Here is a 20,201-nt window from a genome sequence, read left to right as displayed (position 1 = left end):
GTCAATCGACCGGGCTTCGGCTGGACATGTCTAATCGTTCGCCCCTCTGGCCGATACGTGTTCGCAAGCAAGTGGAGGGGTTGGTGGGCAACTCGTTGTCAGAGATACATTTGGCGAGCGGGACCCCTTGACCGGACGCTACCGGGCGGGGTAAGTTCCGAGGCTATTTCCGTCACCACGTCAATCCGTTTCCGTCAGAGTTTGTCATGGGCAAGCCCACTTATCGTCCGCGCAACACGCGTCGTATCCGCAAGCATGGTTTCCGTGCGCGCATGGAGACGAAGTGGGGTCGCGAAGTCCTCGCTCGCCGCCGCCGTAAGGGGCGCAAGCAGCTGACCGTCAAGCTCCCGTCGAAGTACGCGGGCGCCTGATTCCCGCTCCTTCCCGCGCGCGCAGCGACTGACGCGCGGGCCGGAGCTTGAGCGGGTTCGACTGGAAGGGAAGCGAGTGCGCAGCGCGTCCATGGAGGCGCGTACCACTGCTTCCCTTCTTGCATTTGCCCGCGTGGGGTTTGTGGTGCCGCGCTACAAGCACTCGGCCGTCGCACGCAATCGCCTGAAACGGCGGCTGCGTGAGCTCGTACGGTTGTATGTGCTGCCGACCGCTCCTGCCTGTGACGTGGTGCTTCGCGTCGTGCCCTCCGCCTACGATCGCCCGTTCGAGGCGCTGCGTGAGGAAGTGCAGCAGCTCGCCGCGCGGCTCGCGCGCCTGCATGTGGTGCCTCCGCATGGCGCACCGCCGCATGGCGCACCGTCACCACCGGCATGAGCACCAGGCGTATGGATATCCGTACATGGCCGCGCACGCTGCTGGTCTTGCTCGTTCGCGGATATCAGCTCACACTCTCGCCCATCTTCGGGGGAGCGTGCCGGTATTATCCTTCCTGCTCAGCGTACGCCATCGAAGCGTTGGAAAAACACGGCGCGCTCCGAGGTGGATGGTTGGCCATGCGACGCATTGCGCGGTGTCATCCGTTCCGCCCTGGCGGATTTGATCCGGTGCCCTGAGCACTTCTCTCTCAGCTATATCATGGAACCACGCCGCATCGCCCTCGCCGTCGTTCTGATGGCCGCGGTCCTGATTCTGACGCCGTACCTGTTCCCAACCGCGAAGCCGGTGCCGGGCAGCATGGCCGTCGCCGGTGACTCACTGGCCGCCGACTCACTGCGTGATTCGGTCGCGGCGGCGGCGGCACGGGTCAGCGGAAGCCCCATTGCACCGGTCGCTGGTGCCACGCCCGCCGATTCAGCGGCGCTGTTGGCCACACCGGTACAGTTGTCGGTGGATACCACGGTCGTGAAGACCGCATCGGCCGACTACCGCACCACGAACCAGGGCGCGGCCCTCGTCGGGGCCACGATGACGCGCTATCAGGCGCTGTCCAATCGTGGACGCACGAAGGAAGGTTCCGTGGAGCTCGCCGGACCGGGCGATCGCTTGCTGAGCTTCCGCCTCGTCGTGCCCGGTGACACCATCGCACTCGACAAGCAGATCTTTCGGACCGCCGAGAGCAGCAACAACGGCGTGAGCACGGTGCGCTACGAAACCGAACTGGCCGCCGTGGCCGGCACGCCACGTCAGGTCTCGATCAGCTACTCGTTCCAGCCCGACAGCTACCATGTGGCGGTTGCGGCGGCGGTGACCGGCGTTCCGGAGACCAGCTTCCTGCTCGTGGATCTGCCGCGTGGCTTCCGCAGCTCGGAAGCCGATTCGGTGGAAGATCAGAATCACCTCGCGTACGCCTACAAGCCCGAGTTGAGCAGCGCGAAGGGGGTCACGTTCCGCTCACTCGATCCGGGTGAGCGTCGCATCGAACCGGGTCCGCTCACGTGGGCCGTGGCGAAGAACAAGTACTTCATGCTCGGCGTGCTCACCCCGAAGGGCGGCACGCCGTTCCTGGAAGCGAACTTCACGGGTGGGCCGCGCGTTGCCAAAGCCGCGACGCGTGGTGAAGCCACGCTGGTCATGCCGCTCAAGGCCGGCAACGTGGCGTTCGAAGCGTATGTGGGCCCGCAGGAGTTCAAGCGCCTCGTCGCCATGGGCCGCGAATTCGAAACGTCGAATCCCTACGGTGGCTGGATCCAGGGCATCGTGCAGCCGTTTGCCACGATGGTCATCACGCTGCTGCTGTGGATGAAGAAGACGCTTGGTGTCTCCTACGGCTGGATCCTCGTGATCTTCGGTGTGGCCGTGCGCATCATCCTGTGGCCGCTCAATCAGCGGGCCATGCGCAGCTCGATGCAGATGCAGCGCATTCAGCCGGAACTGCAGGCCATTCAGGCGCGTCACAAGGGCGACCCGCAGAAGCTGCAGGCGGCCATGATGCAGGTGTACAAGGAACACGGCATGAGCCCATTCAGCTCGTTGTCGGGCTGCCTGCCGATGCTCATTCCGCTGCCGGTGTTCTTCGCGCTGTTCTTCGTGTTCCAGAACACCATCGAATTCCGCGGCGTGTCGTTCCTGTGGTTCCCCGACATCTCCGTGAAGGACCCGTACTACATCATCCCGATTCTCGTGGCCATCACGGCACTGGTGTTGTCGTGGCTGGGCATGCGCGGCATCAAGGCCAACGAGCAGCAGAAGATGATGATGTACCTGATGCCGGCGATGATGCTGATCTTCTTCGTGAACATGGCGTCGGGTCTGAACCTGTACTACTTCATTCAGAACCTCGCGTCGCTGCCGCAGCAGTGGCTCATTTCGCGCGAGCGCAGCAAGGCTGCGCCGCTCGTGCGGGGATAGCGGCGCATGCAGCATGCGCCGGCGGCGGTGATCGCTGGGGGTGACGACACCATCGTTGCCCTGGCCACCCCGCCCGGACGTGGGGCGGTCGCCCTGGTGCGACTCTCGGGGGCGCGAGCGGTGGATATCGCTCGCGCCCTCGGTGCGTACGACACCGGCCAACCCGAGGCCCGCCACGCGTTGCGCGCCGTGCTGCACGATCCGGTGAGCCGAGAGCCGCTGGACGAAGTGCTGGTGACCTGGTTTGCCCCGCCGCGTTCGTACACAGGGGAAATGACCGTGGAGATCACGACGCATGGTGGCCACATCGCGCCTATGCGTGTGCAGGCGGCATGTATTGCGGCGGGTGCGCGGCCGGCACTCCCGGGGGAGTTCACGCGCCGCGCGGTGCTCAACGGGCGTCTCGACCTGCTGCAGGCCGAGGCCGTGGCCGACATCATCGATGCGCGCACATCGGCCATGCAGCAGCAGGCGCTGACCCAACTCGATGGCGGCCTGTCGCGGCGTTTGCTGGCGCTGCGGGAAGAGGTGGTGCACCTCGAAGCGCTCATCGCCTACGACATCGACTTTCCCGAAGAGGACGATGGTCCGATCGCCGCCTCGCGCATCACCGACGCGGGCGAGCGGCTGGTGAGCTCACTGGACGCGCTGTTGCGTACTGCGCCCGCCGGTACGATGGTGCGCGACGGGGCCCTCGTGGTGCTCGCGGGACCGCCCAACGCCGGGAAGTCGTCGCTGTTCAATGCACTGCTGGGTCAATCACGCGCCATCGTCACGCCCATTGCGGGCACCACGCGTGATGCCATTGAAGCGCTGCTCGATCGCACGCCGTGGCCACTGCGTCTGGTGGACACCGCTGGATTGCGCGACACCACCGATCCCATCGAACAGCTCGGCATCGAGGTGAGCCGCCGCTATCTGGCGCAGGCGCAGGTGGTGCTGGCGTGTGGTGACGATATGGAAAGCGTGGTGCAGACCATCGAGGCGTTGGCACCCCATACCGCCGCATCGGTGCTGGCCGTGCACACCAAGTGGGATCTCATCGGACCGGAAACCACATGGGTGAACATCCATCTGGTGAGTGCCGAAAGCGGCGAGGGCCTCACATCGCTGCTGCAGGCGATCGACACGGCGTTGGGGGCAACGGCGGTGGTGAGCGCGTCAAACGATGCCGTGATCACGCGAGAGCGTCATCGGGCGGGGCTCACGAACGCGCGAGATGAAGTGCGTGCGTTCCTGGATGCCTGGACGAGTGGTGCATTGCCGGCGCCTGTTGCCGCCGTACATCTGTTCACCGCGCGTGAGGCACTGAGTGATCTGATCGGCACCATCGATACGGACGATGTACTCGATCGGGTCTTCCGGGACTTCTGCATCGGCAAGTAGTGCGTCACCCAACTCGTGTCACCGATACTGTGATACAGCGCACGAACCAGTGCACAACAACACCGCCGATCGCGGCAATCAGCTCACGACGGTGAGTCGCGGGCGCTCCATCATCGGTTCGGCCGCGGCGGCCAGTTCTTCAGCACTGGCGCGCACCGACCAGGAATAGCCGCGCGCATTGATCGCCGATTCCACGAGGCGTGCGCCCAGGAAATACCCGGCGCGCTCAGGGAGCACGACTCGGTCGACGGTGCGGGCCTCGTCGCTCATGCCACCCGACAGATACCGCAGGCGTAAGCCGAGCGCGGCACGGTCGAAGTCACGGGTGGCGGCGCGATGGAGCACGGGCTCGATTTCCCGCGTGCGGGCATACTGGCGTCGCGCGAACCCGAAATACTCCCAGGTGGCGTGACCGGGGCTGACGGCGCGCGAGACTTGCACGGCGAGCCCTTCGTTCATCAGCAGCTCACGCAGTGGCGCCTGCCGTCCGGTTTCCCAATACGAATAGTACCCACCGGCGTCCAGCACGATGTCGCGCATCATGCTGCGACTGCTCGGCGACGTGTATCGCACGACATGGGCGATTTCGTGCGCCAGCCAGAGGGGAATCAACTCTGGATCGAGCCCCAGCCCCTGCGTGTCGGGGTTGGCGACACCGGTGAAGTGCTCGAGGCACACAAAGGCGACACCACGGCCGTTCACCACCAATTCCCCGGCGTTGGCCGCGCCGACGCCTACCATGAGCACGATGTCGTAGCTGACATCGATATCGAGCAGGGTGCGGACCTTCTCTTCGGTGCTGCGTGCCAGGGCAACGATGTCCGTGTTGGCGAGCAGCGCGAGCAGATCGCTGCGGTCGGCGGCCACGGTGGCGCGCACCACTTCTTCGAAGTGGGGGCCGGAGGGCTCGAGGACATAGTTGTCCCAGTACGCCGACAGGAGCGCACGATGGCGCTCGAAATACGCAAGATACGCCGCATGGCGATCAGCGGCGTCGAGTACGGCGAGAAAATCGGGAACGAGATTGATCAACATCAACGACCCGGACTCGGGAAGCCGGCGCGATCGTGGAACACCGCGTACCACTCGCCGCACACACGCATGAAGAGACGCGGCAAGATAGCCCGCCAGAGAGTCGACAACAAGGCACGATTCCGCCGTCGGGATTTGTACGGAGCCGCTTGACGTTCAACTCACCCCGGGTTGCTGCCGACACTCAGAATCGAAGCAGGAACCCGGACTCGCCCCGACCATGACAACGCTCAATCTTATTGAACTCACCTGCCCCGTCTGCGCCAGCGACTTTCGCTCCCAGACGGTTGTGGCGACGAACGGACATGGCGGCAAGCGCACCGACTTCCACGAGCGTGCGAGCGGCATGCAGCCATTGCCGTACTTCGTACATCTGTGCACACAATGTGGTTACGCTGGTGTCACCCGCGATTTTGATGACGATGTGGCACTGAGCGACCTGCTGCGCGAGCAGGTGTGGGATGATCTGGCCCCCACGCTGCACGAGGCCAGTCCGTCTGGCTCACTCAAGTACGAACACGCGGCGAAGGTGGCCGAATGGCAGGGCAACGATCCACGCTATCTGGCAGACCTCTATCTCCGCGCCGCCTGGTGCTGCGTGGATGAACAGGACACCGAAGCGGAGCGTTTCTTTCGCCGGAAGGCCGCATGGCGCTTCATGGACGCGCTGGCCGATTTTGATACTGTTCCGGCCGACGAGCGCGCCGTGATCACGTATCTCGTCGGTGAGCTGTGGCGACGCATCGGCGACGAACGGCAGGCTGCCGAATGGTTCGACCGTGTCGTTGCCGAGATCACCGACCCCGTCGGCCAGAGCTGGATCCTGATGACGGCCGAGCAGCAAAAGGTCGAACCACGCGAGTGGTTCACCTGAAACGCGCTTAGTGAAAGCCTGTTAGCGCGTTCCGAACAACCGGTCGCCGGCGTCGCCCAAGCCAGGCAGGATGTACCCGTGTTCATTGAGCTCCCGGTCGAGGGAGGCCGTCAGGATCGGCACATCGGGATGATCGGCCGTCAGGCGTCGCACGCCTTCCGGGGCAGCGACCAGACAAAGAAAGCGGATGCGCGATGCACCGGCCCGCTTGAGTGACGTCACGGCGGCCGACGCACTGCCACCCGTGGCAAGCATCGGGTCGAGCAACAGAAAATCGCGCTCGCTCACATCGCCGGGGACCTTGAAGTAGTAGTCGACCGGTTCGAGCGTATCGTGGTCACGGTAGAGTCCGATATGACCAACTCGCGCCGAGGGAATCAGGCGCAGGATGCCCTCGACCATGCCCAGCCCCGCCCGCAGGATCGGGACGAGTGTGAGCTTCTTGCCTCGCACCGTCCATCCACCGGTCGTCTCGAGCGGCGTGTCCACGGAACTGGGCTCGAGCACGAGGTCGCGTGTGGCCTCGTACGCCATCAGCATCGCGATTTCGTCCACCAGCTCCTTGAACTGCTTGGTGGGCGTGGCGCGATCGCGCAGGAGCGTGAGCTTGTGACGCACCAGCGGGTGGTCTACGATGCTCAGGGTGGGAAAGTCGAGCGGTGAAGACATGATGGGGCAAGGTAGCCCGTCCGACGCGGTCCTCGCTATCTCTGCGATACTGCACGCAGAGGGGCGCACGGCCACGGCGTTCTCCGCGCTGAATCGCGGCATGCAGGTCGACGTGTCCGACGCGACGGCGCGCCCTGCGACCTCCCCGACCGATGTGGCGGCCGATGCGTATGTCGCGTACGTCAGGGTGCCAGGTGGTGTGGTCACCGCTGGAGAGCCCGTCGCGCCGCTCGATCGGCTGGTGGATGTGGCCGAATCGTTCATGGTGCGCCGGCGCGCCACCGATGGGCGTGTGGCATTCTTCGCCACGGAAGGGCGGCTGCTGCGTTCGCACCAGCTCGATCGCTGGTTGATCGGCGAGCAGCCCATATGGAATCCGCAGGAATGGGAAGCGCATCTGCGCGGACATCGCTCGTTGCGGGAGCAGTTGCGTCGGGCGCGCGCCAAGGGGGTGGTAGTCCGGGCACTGACGCCAGAAGCCGGATTGTCGGCGGCATGGCACGACACTTTTGATCGGCTCATTCGCCGATGGCACGCCACCCGCAGCATGCCACCGATGCGCTTTCTGGTGGATGTGGATCTGCGCACGGGTGCTCGCTGGCGCCGCACCTTCGTGGCACTACGCGGTGACCATCTGGTTGGTCTGTTGTCGATGGCACCGGTACCGGCGCGCCGCGGATGGTTGCTGGAGCATCTGCTGCGCGACCCCGAAGCGCCCAACGGCACCGCGGAGTTGTTGGTGGATCAGGCGATGCGCGAGATGCAGACCGAAGGCGTGTCCTGGGCCACGCTGGGGCTCGCACCGTTGCATGGACCCATTGCACCATGGCTGGCCAAGATCCGCCGCGCTTCACGGCCGCTGTTCAATTTCGACGGACTGGCCGCGTTCAAGCGCAAGCTGCGTCCCGATGGATGGGAGCCGATCTATCTCGCATGGCCACGCGAGAATGTGCGCTGGTTGGCGCTGTACGATGGATTGCGGGCGTTTGCCGGTGGACCGCTGTGGTGGTTCGGCGTGCGTACGATCGCCCGAGGGCCCGCGCCACTGTTGCGTCTGCTTGAATGGCTGCTCGTGCCGTGGACCGTCCTGTTGGCGCTGGTACCCACGACGCCCTGGTTTCCGTCGCCCGTGGTGCATGCCGCGTGGGTGTTCTTCGATGTATTGCTGGTGATCGCGCTCTGGCGGCTGCGATATCTGGCCGCGCAACGCGGCGCGGTCGTGCGTCGACGTGCCGCACAACTCGGCGGTGTGTTGGCGCTGGCTGTATCCGGTGATGCGTTGCTGACGATTTCGCAGGCCGTGATATGGAATTGGCCGCAGCGTACGGGCGTGTTGGCATCGTTGGTGGTCGGTCTCGCCTGTCTGGCGCCTGCACTGACCGCACCGGTGTTGTGGGGCGCGTGGCGTCGACTGCAGATCCTGGCCACGAGGCCTGCTACTTTTCCTGCATGAACTCGCCCGCTGACACGGCTCCTGCTCTCGAATCGATCGCTCCGATCGCGCCACTGCATCGCATCGGCATCTATTGCGCCTCGAATGAAGGCGCTCGGCCTGCGTATCTCGAAGCGGCCCGGCGTGTTGGTGCGCTGCTGGCGGCGCGCGGATTGGCCGTGGTGTATGGCGGTGGTCGCACCGGACTGATGGGTGCGGTCGCGGACTCGGCGATGGCGGCTGGTGGTGAAGTGATTGGTGTGATGCCACACGGATTGGTGCAACGCGAAGTGGCACACACCGGTTTGACGGCCTTGCACATCGTCGATTCCATGCATGAGCGCAAAGCCATGATGGCGGAGCTGTCGGATGCGTTCATGGTGCTGCCCGGAGGGATCGGCACGTTCGAGGAATTCTTCGAGACGTGGAGCTGGGCACAACTGGGCGTGCACCGCAAGCCGATCGGCCTGTTGGATGTGGATGGCTTCTGGGCGCCCTTGCAGCGATTGCTCGACCAGGCAGAAGAAGAAGGTTTCCTGCGAGGCACACCACGCCGCTGGCTGCTTTCCCATGATGATCCCGCACAACTGCTGGAAGCGTTTTCGACGTTCGATGCGCCCGTTGTGCGCCGATGGATGCGACTCGGTGAGACCTGAGCAGCCGTAGTCACGCGCCAATGCGCGATTTTGGCCCCTTTGTCACAGAAAACAAGGGGTGCGTGCTCAAGATTGCATGTGTTCACCAGAAATGACGCATACCGCAGGCACGCGATGGCGCGTTGACGCGACACCGTGCCTGCAGACGAGGCGATATGCTCGAGATGAATGTTGGAACCGTACATCCGTTGCACCGCCCACTGTCGGGTTGGGATGACGGTCCCGGTGGTGTGGGGCCGATCGGCAGGCGGCCGTACCTGCAGGATCGGCGACCGGTCACCAGAGTGTTGGTCGTAACGGCATGTGCAGAGGCACACGCGGCGCTGCGACGCAGTCTCGAGGCGGTGGAGCTCGAGGTGTTGCATGCCGAGGATCCTGGAGGACTGGGTCGTATGGTCGGGCCGGCAAAGATCGACCTGGTACTCTGTGATCAGCGCCTGTGTACCGACGATGGTCTCGAACTGCTGCAGGCCATCCGCGGCAACCAGAGCACGTTGCCCATTGCCTGGTTCGATGCCTTGCCGGCGCGTCACGATCGCTTGCCGGCGCTGCCACATGGCCCTATCGGGCGTCTCACACTCCCCCTGAAAGCAGGGGAACTGCAACGTCTCCTCAAGGCGGCCGAGGAGCCCGCGCTGCCGCAGCAGACCGCGGTGTCGCCCGGATCGCACCTCGAGTTTCACGGGATGTTTGCGAGCACCCCTGGCATGCATCAGGTGTTCCACCGTATCCGTCGAGTGGCTGCGACGGATGCGTCGGTGCTGATCACCGGCGAAAGTGGCACGGGCAAAGAACTGGTGGCACGCGCGTTGCACAACGACAGCCCGCGCCGCGATCAGCCCTTTGTGGCACTGAATTGTTCGGCGCTGCCGTCAGAGTTGGTGGAGTCCGAGCTGTTCGGACACACCCGTGGTGCATTCACGGGCGCGCTACGCGATCGCGCCGGACTGTTCGAGGCGGCGCATGGGGGCACGCTCTTTCTCGACGAAATTGGCGATCTCGGGCTGTCGGCACAGGCCAAGATGCTGCGCGCACTCGAAAGCCACGAAGTGATGCGTGTGGGCGGTTCGAAGATCACCTCGGTTGATGTGCGGGTCATTGCCGCCACCCATCGCAACTTGCCGCAGTTGGTGGCATGGGGCGATTTCCGTGAAGATCTACTCTATCGACTTCATGTCGTCGGTATCGAACTACCCGCATTGCGCGATCGTCCGGCGGATATTCCGCTGCTCGCTGAGCGTTTTGTGCGTCTGTTCGCAGAGCGCCATGGGTTGCCGGTGCGTTTGCCGGATGCCGCCACGCAGGCGTTGTTGGCCGCGCACACGTGGTCCGGGAACATCCGCGAACTGCGCAACTGCATCGAGGGGGCGGTGATTCTCTCTGATGGTCCGGCGATCACGCCCGCCGATCTGCCTGCCGGTGTCACCGTGTCCGGCGGATTCTCGATGGACGCGGCGGATTCTGAGACGCAGTCCGAGCCCGTGGTGACTTCGGGTGCGCGCATCGTGTCACCGCTCGAGGAACTTCCTCTTGTGGAAGCACGGGAGGTTGCGCTGGATGAGTTTGATCGCGCGTATCTCACGTCGGCGTTGTCCCGGCATGGGGGCAACATTGCGCAGACCGCGCGCGCGATCGGTCTGCATCGCCAGAGTCTGCAGAAGTTGCTGACACGACGACACATGCGCACCCCGGGTCTCCGCGACAACTAGGGCATTGGACGGGGCGCCGTGCAATGCAGCGCGCCCCGGTTCGTGACGTCAGTCGGACATAGGCGGACACGGTGGTCAAGCGGTTCTGAAGGGCAGGCGGGCGAGGCACAGCATCTCCGCGACCATCCGTTCCCAGCACGCCTGCGTCTTTTCGGAGAGCGTCCGACCCGTACTGAAGACAATGTCCGCATGCGCGAGCAGCAATCGTTCGCCGAGGCATCGTTGATGATGTGTATCGGTGGCTGCTGTTCCTGGTCGCTCGGAGCGATGCACGGCGTCGTCGACGCTCGCGCGCGTTTGGTCCTCCAGGTCCTCGTCGGTCACGCGATCATACACGATGGCCCGTGCATCGAAGGCGTCCAGCATGACCGGCGCCGGTGTCGCAGTCCCGTACCATTGGATCGGGCTTTCGAATCGCGCCCGGCACTCGGCGTTTGCATCGATCCACTCCAGCAACAGGGTGCGCACCATCATTTGCGCGGCATGTTCGATCGTCGCGTACATGACCGGCAACCGCGGCACGATTCGGTGAATGCCGGGCATGGGCTCGGTGCAATCGAGCGCCGGTCGCCGGACATCGTCGAGAAAGACGGGCCGCTCCACGTAGAGCACGTCGCATGTTCGCGCGAGGCGGGAAAAAATCTCCTGGGGCCGCTGCCAGGCTGCATCCCAGCGCACCGGACTGTGCACCACGAAGGCTGCAGTGGCAGCGAGATCGTCACATCGCATCATGTGTGGGCTCTCCAGCGTCGGATTGAATCACACGATGTGGAGAGAATGTGCACAGATTCGCGCACGCGCCGTGACGTAGCGCAGTGAAGTGTCATGTGTCGTGTCATTGGACACACGATGTGACAGTTTCGCCCGTGTGCGGCACGCGGATTGCCACTGGTATGTGCGGCGAAGGTCAACAGATCAACGCGACATCCTTTCAATACCGGAGCGATGACATGGCTCGCGAACAGCATACCCGAAATCCGTACCGCGATCAGTACCATGGTGAGGACTACTACCAGCGCTACCAGCAGGGACGGGAGCGTGATACGCGGTACGACGCTGACGAGGCGCGCATGCGCGACGATCGGCATTGGCAGCAGGGTCCGGACGAACGCCACTCGCCGAACGCCTCCCGTTCGAGAAATGACGATGGCATGTACGCTGATGGTCCGTCGTCACGTGATCGCTCAGAGACATACCGGAGTCGCGGAAATGCCGAGTGGGAGCCGTATGAGCGGGAATCATCACGGTACCGCAATGGCGCGGCCAATCAGGCAGATGGATACGGTCAGGACATGGATCGCTATCAAGGCAACCACCGCACGGTGGCGCCGACGCATTACGATCGTGGCCAGAACGGTTCACCGAACGGTCCGTACAACGGTCAGTATGCGGATCGTCAGAACGAGCCCGGATATGGCGATACGCGTGGCGATCGGTACGGCGGAGGAGGCTTCAACGGCGGCCGGGGCTACGGCGCACGTCCCAGCAACGGCTCGTACGACCAGCATCGCACGGATGCACCGTACTATGGCGCCGAGTTCATCCAGGACATGGAGAAGGGACGTAGCGATTCCCGCTACGCTCAGCGCGAGCAGGACTTCGACGCGTCGTGGGATTCCCGTGACACCAATTCCTCCCGGTCGAACTTCAGCGGTCGTGGACCGAAGGGGTGGAAGCGTTCCGACGAGCGCATCCAGGAGGAATTGAGCGAGCAGCTCGAGCGGCACGCGATGATCGACGCGAGCGAGATCGAGGTGAAGGTGGATGGGGGGGAGGTGACTCTTTCCGGCACCACCACCGATCGCCGTACGAAGCGTTTGGCCGAAGACCTTGCCGATCGTGTGGCGGGTGTGCGCGAAGTGCAGAATCAGATTCGTCTGCAGCGCGCGGATGGTCAGAAGGCCAGGAATGGCCAGGACCACCAGGACGGATCATCGGACCGAAAGTCCGGCGCTGATCAGTCCGACGGAAAACAGGGCAAGCGATCGCCGATGACTAGCTGATCCTCGGCGGACATGGCGGGCTGCGCGTCGGGTATCGCGGGATGATACCCGAGGTGCGGCCCGCGAAGATATCGGTGTCCACCATCGCCACCGCCGCGTTTCGGCGGCGTCCTCTGCCCCCTCGGCAGATGGAGAAAGGACTCGGTGGCGCCTGCTGGCGCGAAAAGCACTCCAGCGGACCGTCCAATACCGGAGTCGCCACCACGGGGCTCCATGTGGGCCGCCAACCCCGGCCGTTTTGATGCTGTGGGGGAAATGAGGGTGCTGGTTCCTGAGACGTGCCAGCTCCGTGACAGAGTAGGAGTGGCATCGCATGGAGTGTGCCCGCGGTGTGACTTCAGTGATGCGACGCGAAAAATGTCTTCGAGTGGTGGAGAAATATGCCGTAGCGCACATAATGCGCTCCGTCACTGTGCTGTTACCGCGGGCTGCTTATACTGTCACAACCAAACGGCGCCGACGATGGTGTCACGAATTCCGAGCAGGAGACTCACCGATGACCGACATGGGCCGACGCTGGTTCATGCAGTACTGGGGCAAGATGCGGGAATGGCTGTCGACGCATCGCGCCGAATCCATTGCGCACTGGCCGCGCCAACGAGACTGGTAGTTCGCCAAGCGTGTACCTGACGGGTACACGCAGGTCACCAGCACAGCGTGACGGCACGCTGTTGGGGGCAAGCACAGACCGCTAACATTGCGGACGGGCCCATTCGTGTGAGTTGCCACGAATGAGGAGTCCGCTGTCGGCGACCCACCCCGCTCAGCCCACCGCTCATGCACATCGAATTCTCCGGCGCTGCCCAGGAAGTCACGGGCTCGTGCCATATCCTGCGGGTCGGCAATCGTACGGTCCTGCTCGATTGCGGGATGTTTCAGGGCAAGCGCAGCGAATCGCGCGCGAAGAACATGCAGTTGCCCCTGCCCGTCGACGAAATCGACGCCATCGTGCTGTCCCACGCCCATATCGACCACGCCGGCCGCCTGCCCTACCTGGTGGCGCAGGGGTACAAGAACAACATCTGGGCGACCTCTGCCACGCGCGATCTGTGCGCCATCATGCTGGCCGACTCGGCGCACATCCAGGAAAAGGACGCCGAATTCCTGGCCCGTCATCGCGATGAAATCGTCGAGCCGATGTATCGGGTGGAAGACGCCACGCGCACGCTCGAACGCATGATCGGCATGCCGTACCACAAGTGGTTCGACGTCACCGACGGCGTGCGCGCCATGTACACCGACGCCGGACACATCCTCGGCAGTGCCTCGGTCACCCTGGAGCTGCGCGAAGGGGATACGTTCCGCCGTCTCGTGTTCTCCGGCGACATCGGACGGAGTGGCCTGGCCATCATTCGCGATCCGCAGCCGCCCACCACCGGCGCGGATGTGATCATCTGCGAAAGCACGTACGGCAATCGTGATCACGAGTCGGTGGACGGCGCCCGCGAGCAGCTCGCGCGCGTCGTTCGCGAAACGGCGGCGCGGGGGGGACGCGTGATCATTCCTTCGTTTGCCGTGGGACGCACGCAGGAACTGGTGTACGACCTGCACGGACTGCGCCGGGAAGGGAAAATCCCTGCCATCCCGATCTTCATCGACTCCCCGCTGGCCACCGACGCGACATCGGTCTTTGCGATGCATCCCGAGGTGTTCGATCACAGCGAAGATTTGGTGCGTCGCACGAGGGATCTCTTCGACTTCCCCATGGTGACGTTCACGCGGGACGTGGCGGAGTCGAAACGCCTCAACACCCTGCACGGCCCGATGGTCGTGATTGCCGCCTCGGGCATGGCCGAATCGGGCCGCATCCTGCACCATCTGCGGTATGGCGCCAGTGACCCGCGCAATACGATCCTGATTGTCGGATTTCAGGCCGAGCACACGTTGGGACGGCGCATCGTGGAACGGCGGGACGTGCTGCGCATTTTTGGCGAGGAAGTGCCCCTTGGCGCTCAGGTGGAAGTGCTGTTGGGCTACAGCGCGCATGCGGATCGTGGGGAACTGCATCGTTGGTTGCAGGCCGTGCGCGCGGCGGGTGCCGCCGACGGGCGCGACCATCCGCATGTTTGCCTGGTGCACGGTGAAACCGAGGCGCAGGAGGCCTTTGCCGAACGATTGCGCAGTGATGGATTCCGCGTGGACATCCCGGCGCCCGGGAACACCGTGTCACTCTGAGACGCGCGCGGGGTGGGCGAACCCTGCTGCGCGTGCCTCCGTGGTGCACGCTCCAGTACCGAAAGCAGGGGGACTGGATAATTTGGCCGCATGGCCCGCGCGCGTCGCTTCTCCTACCGACAACTGATCGCCAGCATGCTGGTCGGCGCCTTCATGGCGTGGCTGGTGTGTCTGGGAGCGATCGTGTATTGGTCGCGCGGCAGTGACGAAGGCACGGCGGATGCCATCGTCGTGCTGGGCGCTGCGCAGTACGGTGGACGACCGTCGCCCGTGCTCAAGGCGCGTCTCGACCATGCGCTGGGGCTCTGGCGCACCGAGCGCGCGCCATGGGTGGTGCTCACTGGCGGCCGGCGGCCGGGAGATCTGATCAGCGAAGCGGCCGCGGGCCGGCGCTATCTGGCGCGACGCGGCGTACCCAATCAAATCGTGCGTCTCGAGCAGACCGGACGCACGTCGCTCGCCTCGATGCAGGGTGCGTCGGCCCTGCTCCATGCATTGCGCGATTCACTCGACGCGGTGGCACGCAGTGGCGCGAAGTCTTCGCGGTCCCCACTGGCTGCCCGTCCGCGGGTGCTGCTGGTCAGCGATCCGTTTCACATGCTGCGGCTGGATCTGCTGGCACGTTTGCACGGCCTGCAGCCGATGACATCGCCGACACGCACCAGTCCCATTTCGGCCAATCGGGCAGTGCTCGAGTACATGGTGCGTGAATCGATCGCCCTGCCCACCGATGTGGCCTTGATGTTCTGGCTCAAGGCCACCGGTGGCCAGGTGGCGCAGGACTGACCGCTCCGAGACGTCTAGCGACTGCGCGCCGACGCCGCGGCACGGATCAGTGTGCGCGCACCCGTCGGGGAGATTTCCATGAGTGGCAGATCCGCGATGTCGTTGGTCAGCGTGATCACGTCAGCTTCGACGAAGGGAAAGGCATACCGTAGCTGCGTGGTGATCGTGTAGGGATCGGCGGCAGCCAGATTGACGACGTAGCCGAGATCCTGCAGTGAACCCACCGTGAGGCGGCTGAGCGGATTGGTCACGTTGCGATTGAGAAAACCCGTCATCAATTCGCGGGTGAGCACGGACTCGCGCCAGTGACTGTCGCGCGTTCCCGCAGCTCCGGTGTTTTCCACCGGCACCGGATTGCCGTTGTAGGGCATCGCACTGATGGCGCTGAATTGTGCGCGTCCCGTGGTGCCATGGAAGTACGGATCTTCTCCCCCGGCGCCCACCAGCAGGCTGCGCCGACTCGGCGGGAAGTTCCACAGCGTCCCGATGCCCAGCACGTGACCCATTTCATGCAGGATCACTTCGGTGAGACTGCCGTTGGCGATGAGGGTGGCCATGTCGTCTTCATCGAACTCCATGATGCCCATGGCCGAAAGCTGGGATCCACTGTTGATGGAGCACGGGCCGGCCTGACCAAGAATTTTGCCGGGGCCATCGATCGGGGTGATGCGTGCGAAGATGACCACATCGTTGACGATCTCGTCGAGGGCAGGCATCCAATCCGTGCACAAACCCGCGGGCTGACGGATGATGGTGTTGTGCATGTCGCCCGCGATGATCTGGCGCCACTTGCTCGCAGCGGTGGCGAAGGCATTGCGCACAATGGTGCTGCCGCCATCGCCCACGAAGCGCACGTCGATGTCGAACAGAGACGTGGTGGCCTGTGCCGTGAACGTCAGCGAGACGGTTGGCAGCAGCGAACTGGTGGCAATGAGCGTCTGTGTGGTCTGGGATCCCAGGGTCCAGTTGCCCGCAAATGCAGCGCCCGTCGCAAGGTCGGTCACCCGGGTGGCACCGGTGATCGTGCCCGAGTTCGGGCCTGGTGTGAATGTGACCGGCACATTGCCTACCGGATTGTTGAACGCATCCACCGCCCGCACGCCCGGCGCGATCGGCACCGGCAGACCCACCACACCCCGCTGGTTGTCGCCCGCGATCTTGATCAGTGACACGGCCGGTCCCGCCAAGGCGGTGGCACCGAACACCGTACCAAACGTGCCCGTGGCAGCCACGTTGAGCACTTGCTGACCCGCCGTGGTACCCAAACGCCACGAGCCGACCGTCGCGATCCCCAGGGCATTGGTGGTCTGCTGTTCACCGGTGATCGTGCCACCGCCCAAGGTCACGGCAAACTGCACTGCGACACCGGGCACCGGATTGCCAAACTGGTCTTCGGCGCGCACAGCCGGCGGAGCATCGACCAGCGTGTTCACGGTGGCTGTTTGCACGTCGACACTGGCGCGCGCGAGCTGATTGACCGGGCCCGGCGCGGCGGTCGCGGTAAAGGTCACCGCCGGGACGCCATCTGACGTGGCCTGCAACGTTTGTGTGCCAGAGGTCGTGCCAAGCAGCCATCCGCCGGACGATGCTTCACCAGAGGCACTGGTGCGGATGGAATCGTTGGTGACCCGTCCACCGCCGCTGGTGACGCGCCAGCGGACCAGCACGTTGCGGATGCCTTTGCCCTTGGCATCGGTGATGCGGATCATGGGTGCCGTACCCACGGACGAGGCGACGGTGGCGTTGGCCGTGAGGCTGCCGGTGGCAACGGCCTCCGTGGGGACCTGCGGATCATCACCGCATGCGGCCAAGGCCAGCAGCGCCATCGACGACAGCACCCGGGAAACGCGCAGGGATCTGCGTGACGCGCGTGACCATATACGTGCAGGTGTCCCACCGGCAGAACACACGGCGTGCGGAATGGAGCACAGCGCGAAGCGCATCGAAGAAACGGAAAGAGGAGGACCCGGGGTTCCGGGTTGCACGACCAGCCCTGAATATTGACCCATGCACATCCCTGTCGAGAGCTACCGCCTCCCGAACGGTTTGCAGGTGGTACTCTCTGAGGACCATACGGCACCGATCGTCGCGGTCAACTTGTGGTACCATGTCGGCTCGGCGAACGAGCGACTGGAACGCACCGGGTTTGCCCACCTGTTCGAGCATATGCTCTTTCAGGGGTCGGCGAACGTGGAAGCCAACGAACATTTCGAACTCGTGCAGCGCGCCGGCGGAACCCTCAATGGTTCCACGTGGCTCGACCGTACGAACTACTACGAGACGTTGCCGTCCCACCAGTTGGCACTGGCACTGTGGCTCGAAGCCGACCGCATGGGACGCATGCTGCCGGCCATGACGCAGCAGAAGCTCGATACGCAGCGCGATGTGGTGAAGAACGAACGGCGCTGGACGGTGGACAACCAGCCGTACGGCACCTGGTGGGAGCGTTTGCCGGCGTTGGTGTTCCCCGAGGGACATCCGTTCAATCATTCGCTCATCGGTTCGATGGAGCATCTGACCGATGCGTCCCTCGAGGATGTTGCCGCGTTTTTCCAACTGTACTACACGCCGGACAACGCGGTCCTTACGGTGGCGGGCGATTTTGATCGCGCCGAGGCGATGCGGCTGATCGAGGAATACTACGGGAGTATTCCGCGCGGCGAAGCCAGGCCGCCTCTGCGCGACATGACCCTTCCGCCCGTTTTTGGAGACACGCGGCGGGAAGTGGTACCCGACGCCGTGGCGCTGCCTCGCTTGTTTGTGGCGTGTCGCACACCCGTGTTCGGGACGGACGGCTACTACGCCGCCAGTTTGGCGTCGGCGGTGCTGGGACTGCGCACCGGTTGCCGTCTGGAGCAGTCGCTGGTGCGTCGCCAGCGGGTGGCCTCACAGGCCAGCGCGTTCACGTATGACCTGGCCAAGGGCAGCGACATGTTGGTGGTCGATGCGACGGCCCATCCCGGCGTCACCCCCGAGCAGCTCGAAGCGGCCGTGCTGGCCGAGCTCGACGCCATCCATCGTGATGGTGTCACCGAGGCCGAAATCACGCGTGCCCGCGCACTCATCGAGACCAGCTTCGTGACCAGCATGCAATCGGCGGCCGAACGCGCCGACCAGCTCTCCCGCTTTGCCACCTACTTCGGCGATGCGTCACTCGTGAACACGCAGGTGGACCGGTATCGCGCCATTTCCGCGGCCGACGTGTCGGCGCTGGCCCGTGAGCGGTTGGGGCCCGACAACCGCGTGCTGTTGATGTATGTGCCGGCGGAAGCCGATGTCGATGAAGCAGACGCTGTGCTCGAGGCCACCGCATGAGCGCCGATGTGACCACGCCCAGTGTACGCGGCGAAACACCCGCGGCCCCACCGCGTCCGGGCCCAGGTGCTCCGCGGGCGTATCGTTTTCCGGCTTTCGAAACCCGTGTGCTGCCGAACGGTCTGCGTGTCACCGTCGCGCCGGTGCCGGCGTTTCCGGTGGTGACGACCCTCGCGGTGATCGAAGCCGGTGCCGCGCGCGATCCGCGCGATGAAGAAGGGTTGGCGCGGCTTGTCACCGGAGCCCTCACCGAAGGCACCCGCAACATGGACGCCCTGGCATTGGCCACGCGTCTCGAAATGCTGGGTACCACGCTCGATACCGGCGCCGACTGGGACTCGGCGATCGCGCAACTGACCGCGCTGTCGTCACGCATCGACGACGCGATGGCGGTGTTGGCCGAAGTGTTGCGCCAGCCGGCGTTTCCGGAAAGTGAGCTGGAGCGCCTGCGGGCAGAACGCCTGGCCGATCTGGCGCAACTGCAAGCGGAACCGCGCGGGCTCGCCGACGTGTTCTTCACCCGATTGTTGTATGAACCGGCGTCACGATTTGCGCGGTTGGCGGGTGGCGACGAACGCAGCGTCGCACGTCTCACGCAGGAACGAGTGCAGGCTTTCCACGCCGAGTGTTTTCGCCCCGATGCCACATCGCTGATGATCGTTGGTGACATCGACGTCGAACATGCGGTGCAGTTGGCCACGCAGCATTTCGGTGACTGGAGCGGGGCGGCCGCGCCCATTGCCGAACCAAGCACCAGGCAGCGTCACCCCGAGCCGCGTGTGCACCTCGTGCACAAAGCCGGTGCGCCGCAATCAGAGGTGCGCGTGGGGCATGTGGCCATTCCGCGCCTGCACGAGGACTACTTCCCGGTTGTCGTGATGAACGCGATTCTCGGCGGCTTGTTCTCCTCGCGCCTCAACCTGAATCTGCGCGAAGAACACGCCTACACGTACGGCGCGCACTCGGCGTTCGACTGGCGTCGCGGGGCGAGCCCGTTCGAGATTTCCACCGCGGTGGAAACGGCCGTGACCGCCGATGCCCTGCGCGAGATCGTGCATGAATTCGGTCGCATTCGGGAAGCGCCGGTGAGCGATGCCGAACTGTCGCTGGCGATCAGCTATCTGGTGGGGGTGTTCCCGATCCGGTTCGAGACCACGGCCGAAGTGGCCGGTGGCCTCGCCAACCTCGAGATCTTCAATCTGCCGGCGACGTACTTCGATACGTATCGTGATCGCGTCGCGGCGGTGACGGCTGACGACGTGCTGCGGGTGGCGCGGGCGCATCTCGATCCCTCGCGACTGCAGGTCGTGGTGGTCGGCGATGCCGAAGCGATCCGTGAACCGGTTGCCGCGCTGGCACTCGGACCGATTAGTGTGTACGAGCCCACCGACGACGATGTCGTCATCCCGGCCTGAGTGGCCG

General features: G+C 64.4%; 17 protein-coding genes and 1 pseudogene. 14 read left to right on the top strand and 4 right to left on the bottom strand.

Annotated features, from left to right (window positions below):
* Window positions 1-206: 206 nt before the first annotated feature.
* The 5 genes and pseudogenes from rpmH (at window position 207) to mnmE (ending at window position 4,128) form a co-directional block, all read left to right on the top strand.
* Entirely contained in the window at window positions 207-371 is a 165-nt protein-coding gene (gene rpmH / locus GAU_RS20060) for a 50S ribosomal protein L34 (protein ID WP_015895744.1), read from the top strand.
* Window positions 372-393: 22 nt separating this feature from the next.
* Window positions 394-768 (top strand): annotated as a pseudogene (rnpA, locus tag GAU_RS20055) (ribonuclease P protein component); the annotation flags it as partial.
* A complete protein-coding gene (yidD, locus tag GAU_RS20050) occupies window positions 765-1,007 on the top strand; it encodes a membrane protein insertion efficiency factor YidD (RefSeq protein ID WP_015895742.1) in 243 nt (80 codons plus the stop codon). The pseudogene rnpA and the gene yidD, both read left to right, overlap by 4 nt.
* Window positions 1,008-1,029: 22 nt before the next feature.
* Complete coding sequence (gene yidC, locus GAU_RS20045; protein ID WP_015895741.1) at window positions 1,030-2,742, top strand: membrane protein insertase YidC; 1,713 nt, start codon at window positions 1,030-1,032, stop codon at window positions 2,740-2,742.
* A 6-nt stretch (window positions 2,743-2,748) separates the two neighbouring features.
* Window positions 2,749-4,128, top strand: coding sequence for a tRNA uridine-5-carboxymethylaminomethyl(34) synthesis GTPase MnmE (mnmE, locus tag GAU_RS20040; protein ID WP_052574570.1), 1,380 nt, complete (start codon window positions 2,749-2,751; stop codon window positions 4,126-4,128).
* A gap of 78 nt (window positions 4,129-4,206) precedes the next feature.
* Here mnmE and GAU_RS20035 read toward each other — a convergent pair whose 3' ends face one another.
* A complete protein-coding gene (locus GAU_RS20035) occupies window positions 4,207-5,163 on the bottom strand; it encodes a hypothetical protein (RefSeq protein ID WP_015895739.1) in 957 nt (318 codons plus the stop codon).
* A gap of 217 nt (window positions 5,164-5,380) precedes the next feature.
* Between GAU_RS20035 and GAU_RS20030 the strand changes: the two genes are divergently transcribed.
* Complete coding sequence (locus GAU_RS20030; protein WP_015895738.1) at window positions 5,381-6,034, top strand: DUF2225 domain-containing protein; 654 nt, start codon at window positions 5,381-5,383, stop codon at window positions 6,032-6,034.
* Window positions 6,035-6,055: 21 nt separating this feature from the next.
* On the opposite strand, the gene upp is transcribed toward GAU_RS20030, so the two are convergent.
* Entirely contained in the window at window positions 6,056-6,703 is a 648-nt protein-coding gene (gene upp, locus GAU_RS20025) for a uracil phosphoribosyltransferase (protein WP_015895737.1), read from the bottom strand.
* Here upp and GAU_RS20020 point away from each other — a divergent pair.
* From GAU_RS20020 to GAU_RS20010, 3 genes are all read left to right on the top strand, one after another.
* A complete protein-coding gene (locus GAU_RS20020) occupies window positions 6,702-8,156 on the top strand; it encodes a DUF2156 domain-containing protein (RefSeq protein WP_015895736.1) in 1,455 nt (484 codons plus the stop codon). The genes upp and GAU_RS20020 overlap by 2 nt on opposite strands.
* Window positions 8,153-8,791 (top strand): TIGR00730 family Rossman fold protein, encoded by a 639-nt coding sequence (locus GAU_RS20015; RefSeq protein WP_015895735.1) that lies wholly within the window; start codon window positions 8,153-8,155, stop codon window positions 8,789-8,791. The genes GAU_RS20020 and GAU_RS20015 overlap by 4 nt, the downstream gene beginning before the upstream one ends.
* Window positions 8,792-8,955: 164 nt before the next feature.
* On the top strand, window positions 8,956-10,500 hold the full coding sequence (locus GAU_RS20010) for a sigma-54-dependent transcriptional regulator (RefSeq protein ID WP_169307746.1): 1,545 nt from the start codon (window positions 8,956-8,958) through the stop codon (window positions 10,498-10,500).
* 75 nt (window positions 10,501-10,575) lie between these two features.
* Here the strand turns inward: GAU_RS20010 and GAU_RS20005 are convergent, their stop codons facing one another.
* Window positions 10,576-11,232 (bottom strand): hypothetical protein, encoded by a 657-nt coding sequence (locus tag GAU_RS20005; protein ID WP_015895733.1) that lies wholly within the window; start codon window positions 11,230-11,232, stop codon window positions 10,576-10,578.
* Window positions 11,233-11,450: 218 nt separating this feature from the next.
* On the opposite strand from GAU_RS20005, the gene GAU_RS20000 reads away from it, so the two are divergent.
* From GAU_RS20000 to GAU_RS19990, 3 genes are all read left to right on the top strand, one after another.
* Window positions 11,451-12,503, top strand: a complete 1,053-nt coding sequence (locus tag GAU_RS20000; RefSeq protein ID WP_015895732.1) for a BON domain-containing protein — start codon at window positions 11,451-11,453, stop codon at window positions 12,501-12,503.
* 777 nt (window positions 12,504-13,280) lie between these two features.
* The gene (locus tag GAU_RS19995; RefSeq protein WP_015895731.1) at window positions 13,281-14,678 is read left to right on the top strand and encodes an MBL fold metallo-hydrolase; all 1,398 of its coding nucleotides are present in this window, start codon (window positions 13,281-13,283) and stop codon (window positions 14,676-14,678) included.
* A gap of 90 nt (window positions 14,679-14,768) precedes the next feature.
* A complete protein-coding gene (locus GAU_RS19990) occupies window positions 14,769-15,464 on the top strand; it encodes a YdcF family protein (protein WP_015895730.1) in 696 nt (231 codons plus the stop codon).
* A 14-nt stretch (window positions 15,465-15,478) separates the two neighbouring features.
* Here GAU_RS19990 and GAU_RS21570 read toward each other — a convergent pair whose 3' ends face one another.
* The gene (locus GAU_RS21570; protein ID WP_015895729.1) at window positions 15,479-17,302 is read right to left on the bottom strand and encodes a leishmanolysin-related zinc metalloendopeptidase; all 1,824 of its coding nucleotides are present in this window, start codon (window positions 17,300-17,302) and stop codon (window positions 15,479-15,481) included.
* Window positions 17,303-17,471: 169 nt separating this feature from the next.
* Between GAU_RS21570 and GAU_RS19980 the strand changes: the two genes are divergently transcribed.
* Complete coding sequence (locus tag GAU_RS19980) at window positions 17,472-18,779, top strand: M16 family metallopeptidase (protein ID WP_015895728.1); 1,308 nt, start codon at window positions 17,472-17,474, stop codon at window positions 18,777-18,779.
* Window positions 18,776-20,194 carry a M16 family metallopeptidase gene (locus GAU_RS19975; RefSeq protein ID WP_015895727.1) on the top strand — a complete coding sequence of 473 codons (1,419 nt, stop codon included), beginning with the start codon at window positions 18,776-18,778 and terminating at the stop codon, window positions 20,192-20,194. The genes GAU_RS19980 and GAU_RS19975 overlap by 4 nt, the downstream gene beginning before the upstream one ends.
* The last annotated feature ends 7 nt before the right edge of the window (window positions 20,195-20,201 follow it).

This window comes from Gemmatimonas aurantiaca T-27, from assembly GCF_000010305.1.
In the GTDB taxonomy this organism is placed as follows: Bacteria; Gemmatimonadota; Gemmatimonadetes; order Gemmatimonadales; family Gemmatimonadaceae; genus Gemmatimonas; species Gemmatimonas aurantiaca.
The sequence above is the reverse complement of the archived record's forward strand: the minus strand, read 5'-3'. Positions and strand labels throughout refer to the sequence as shown.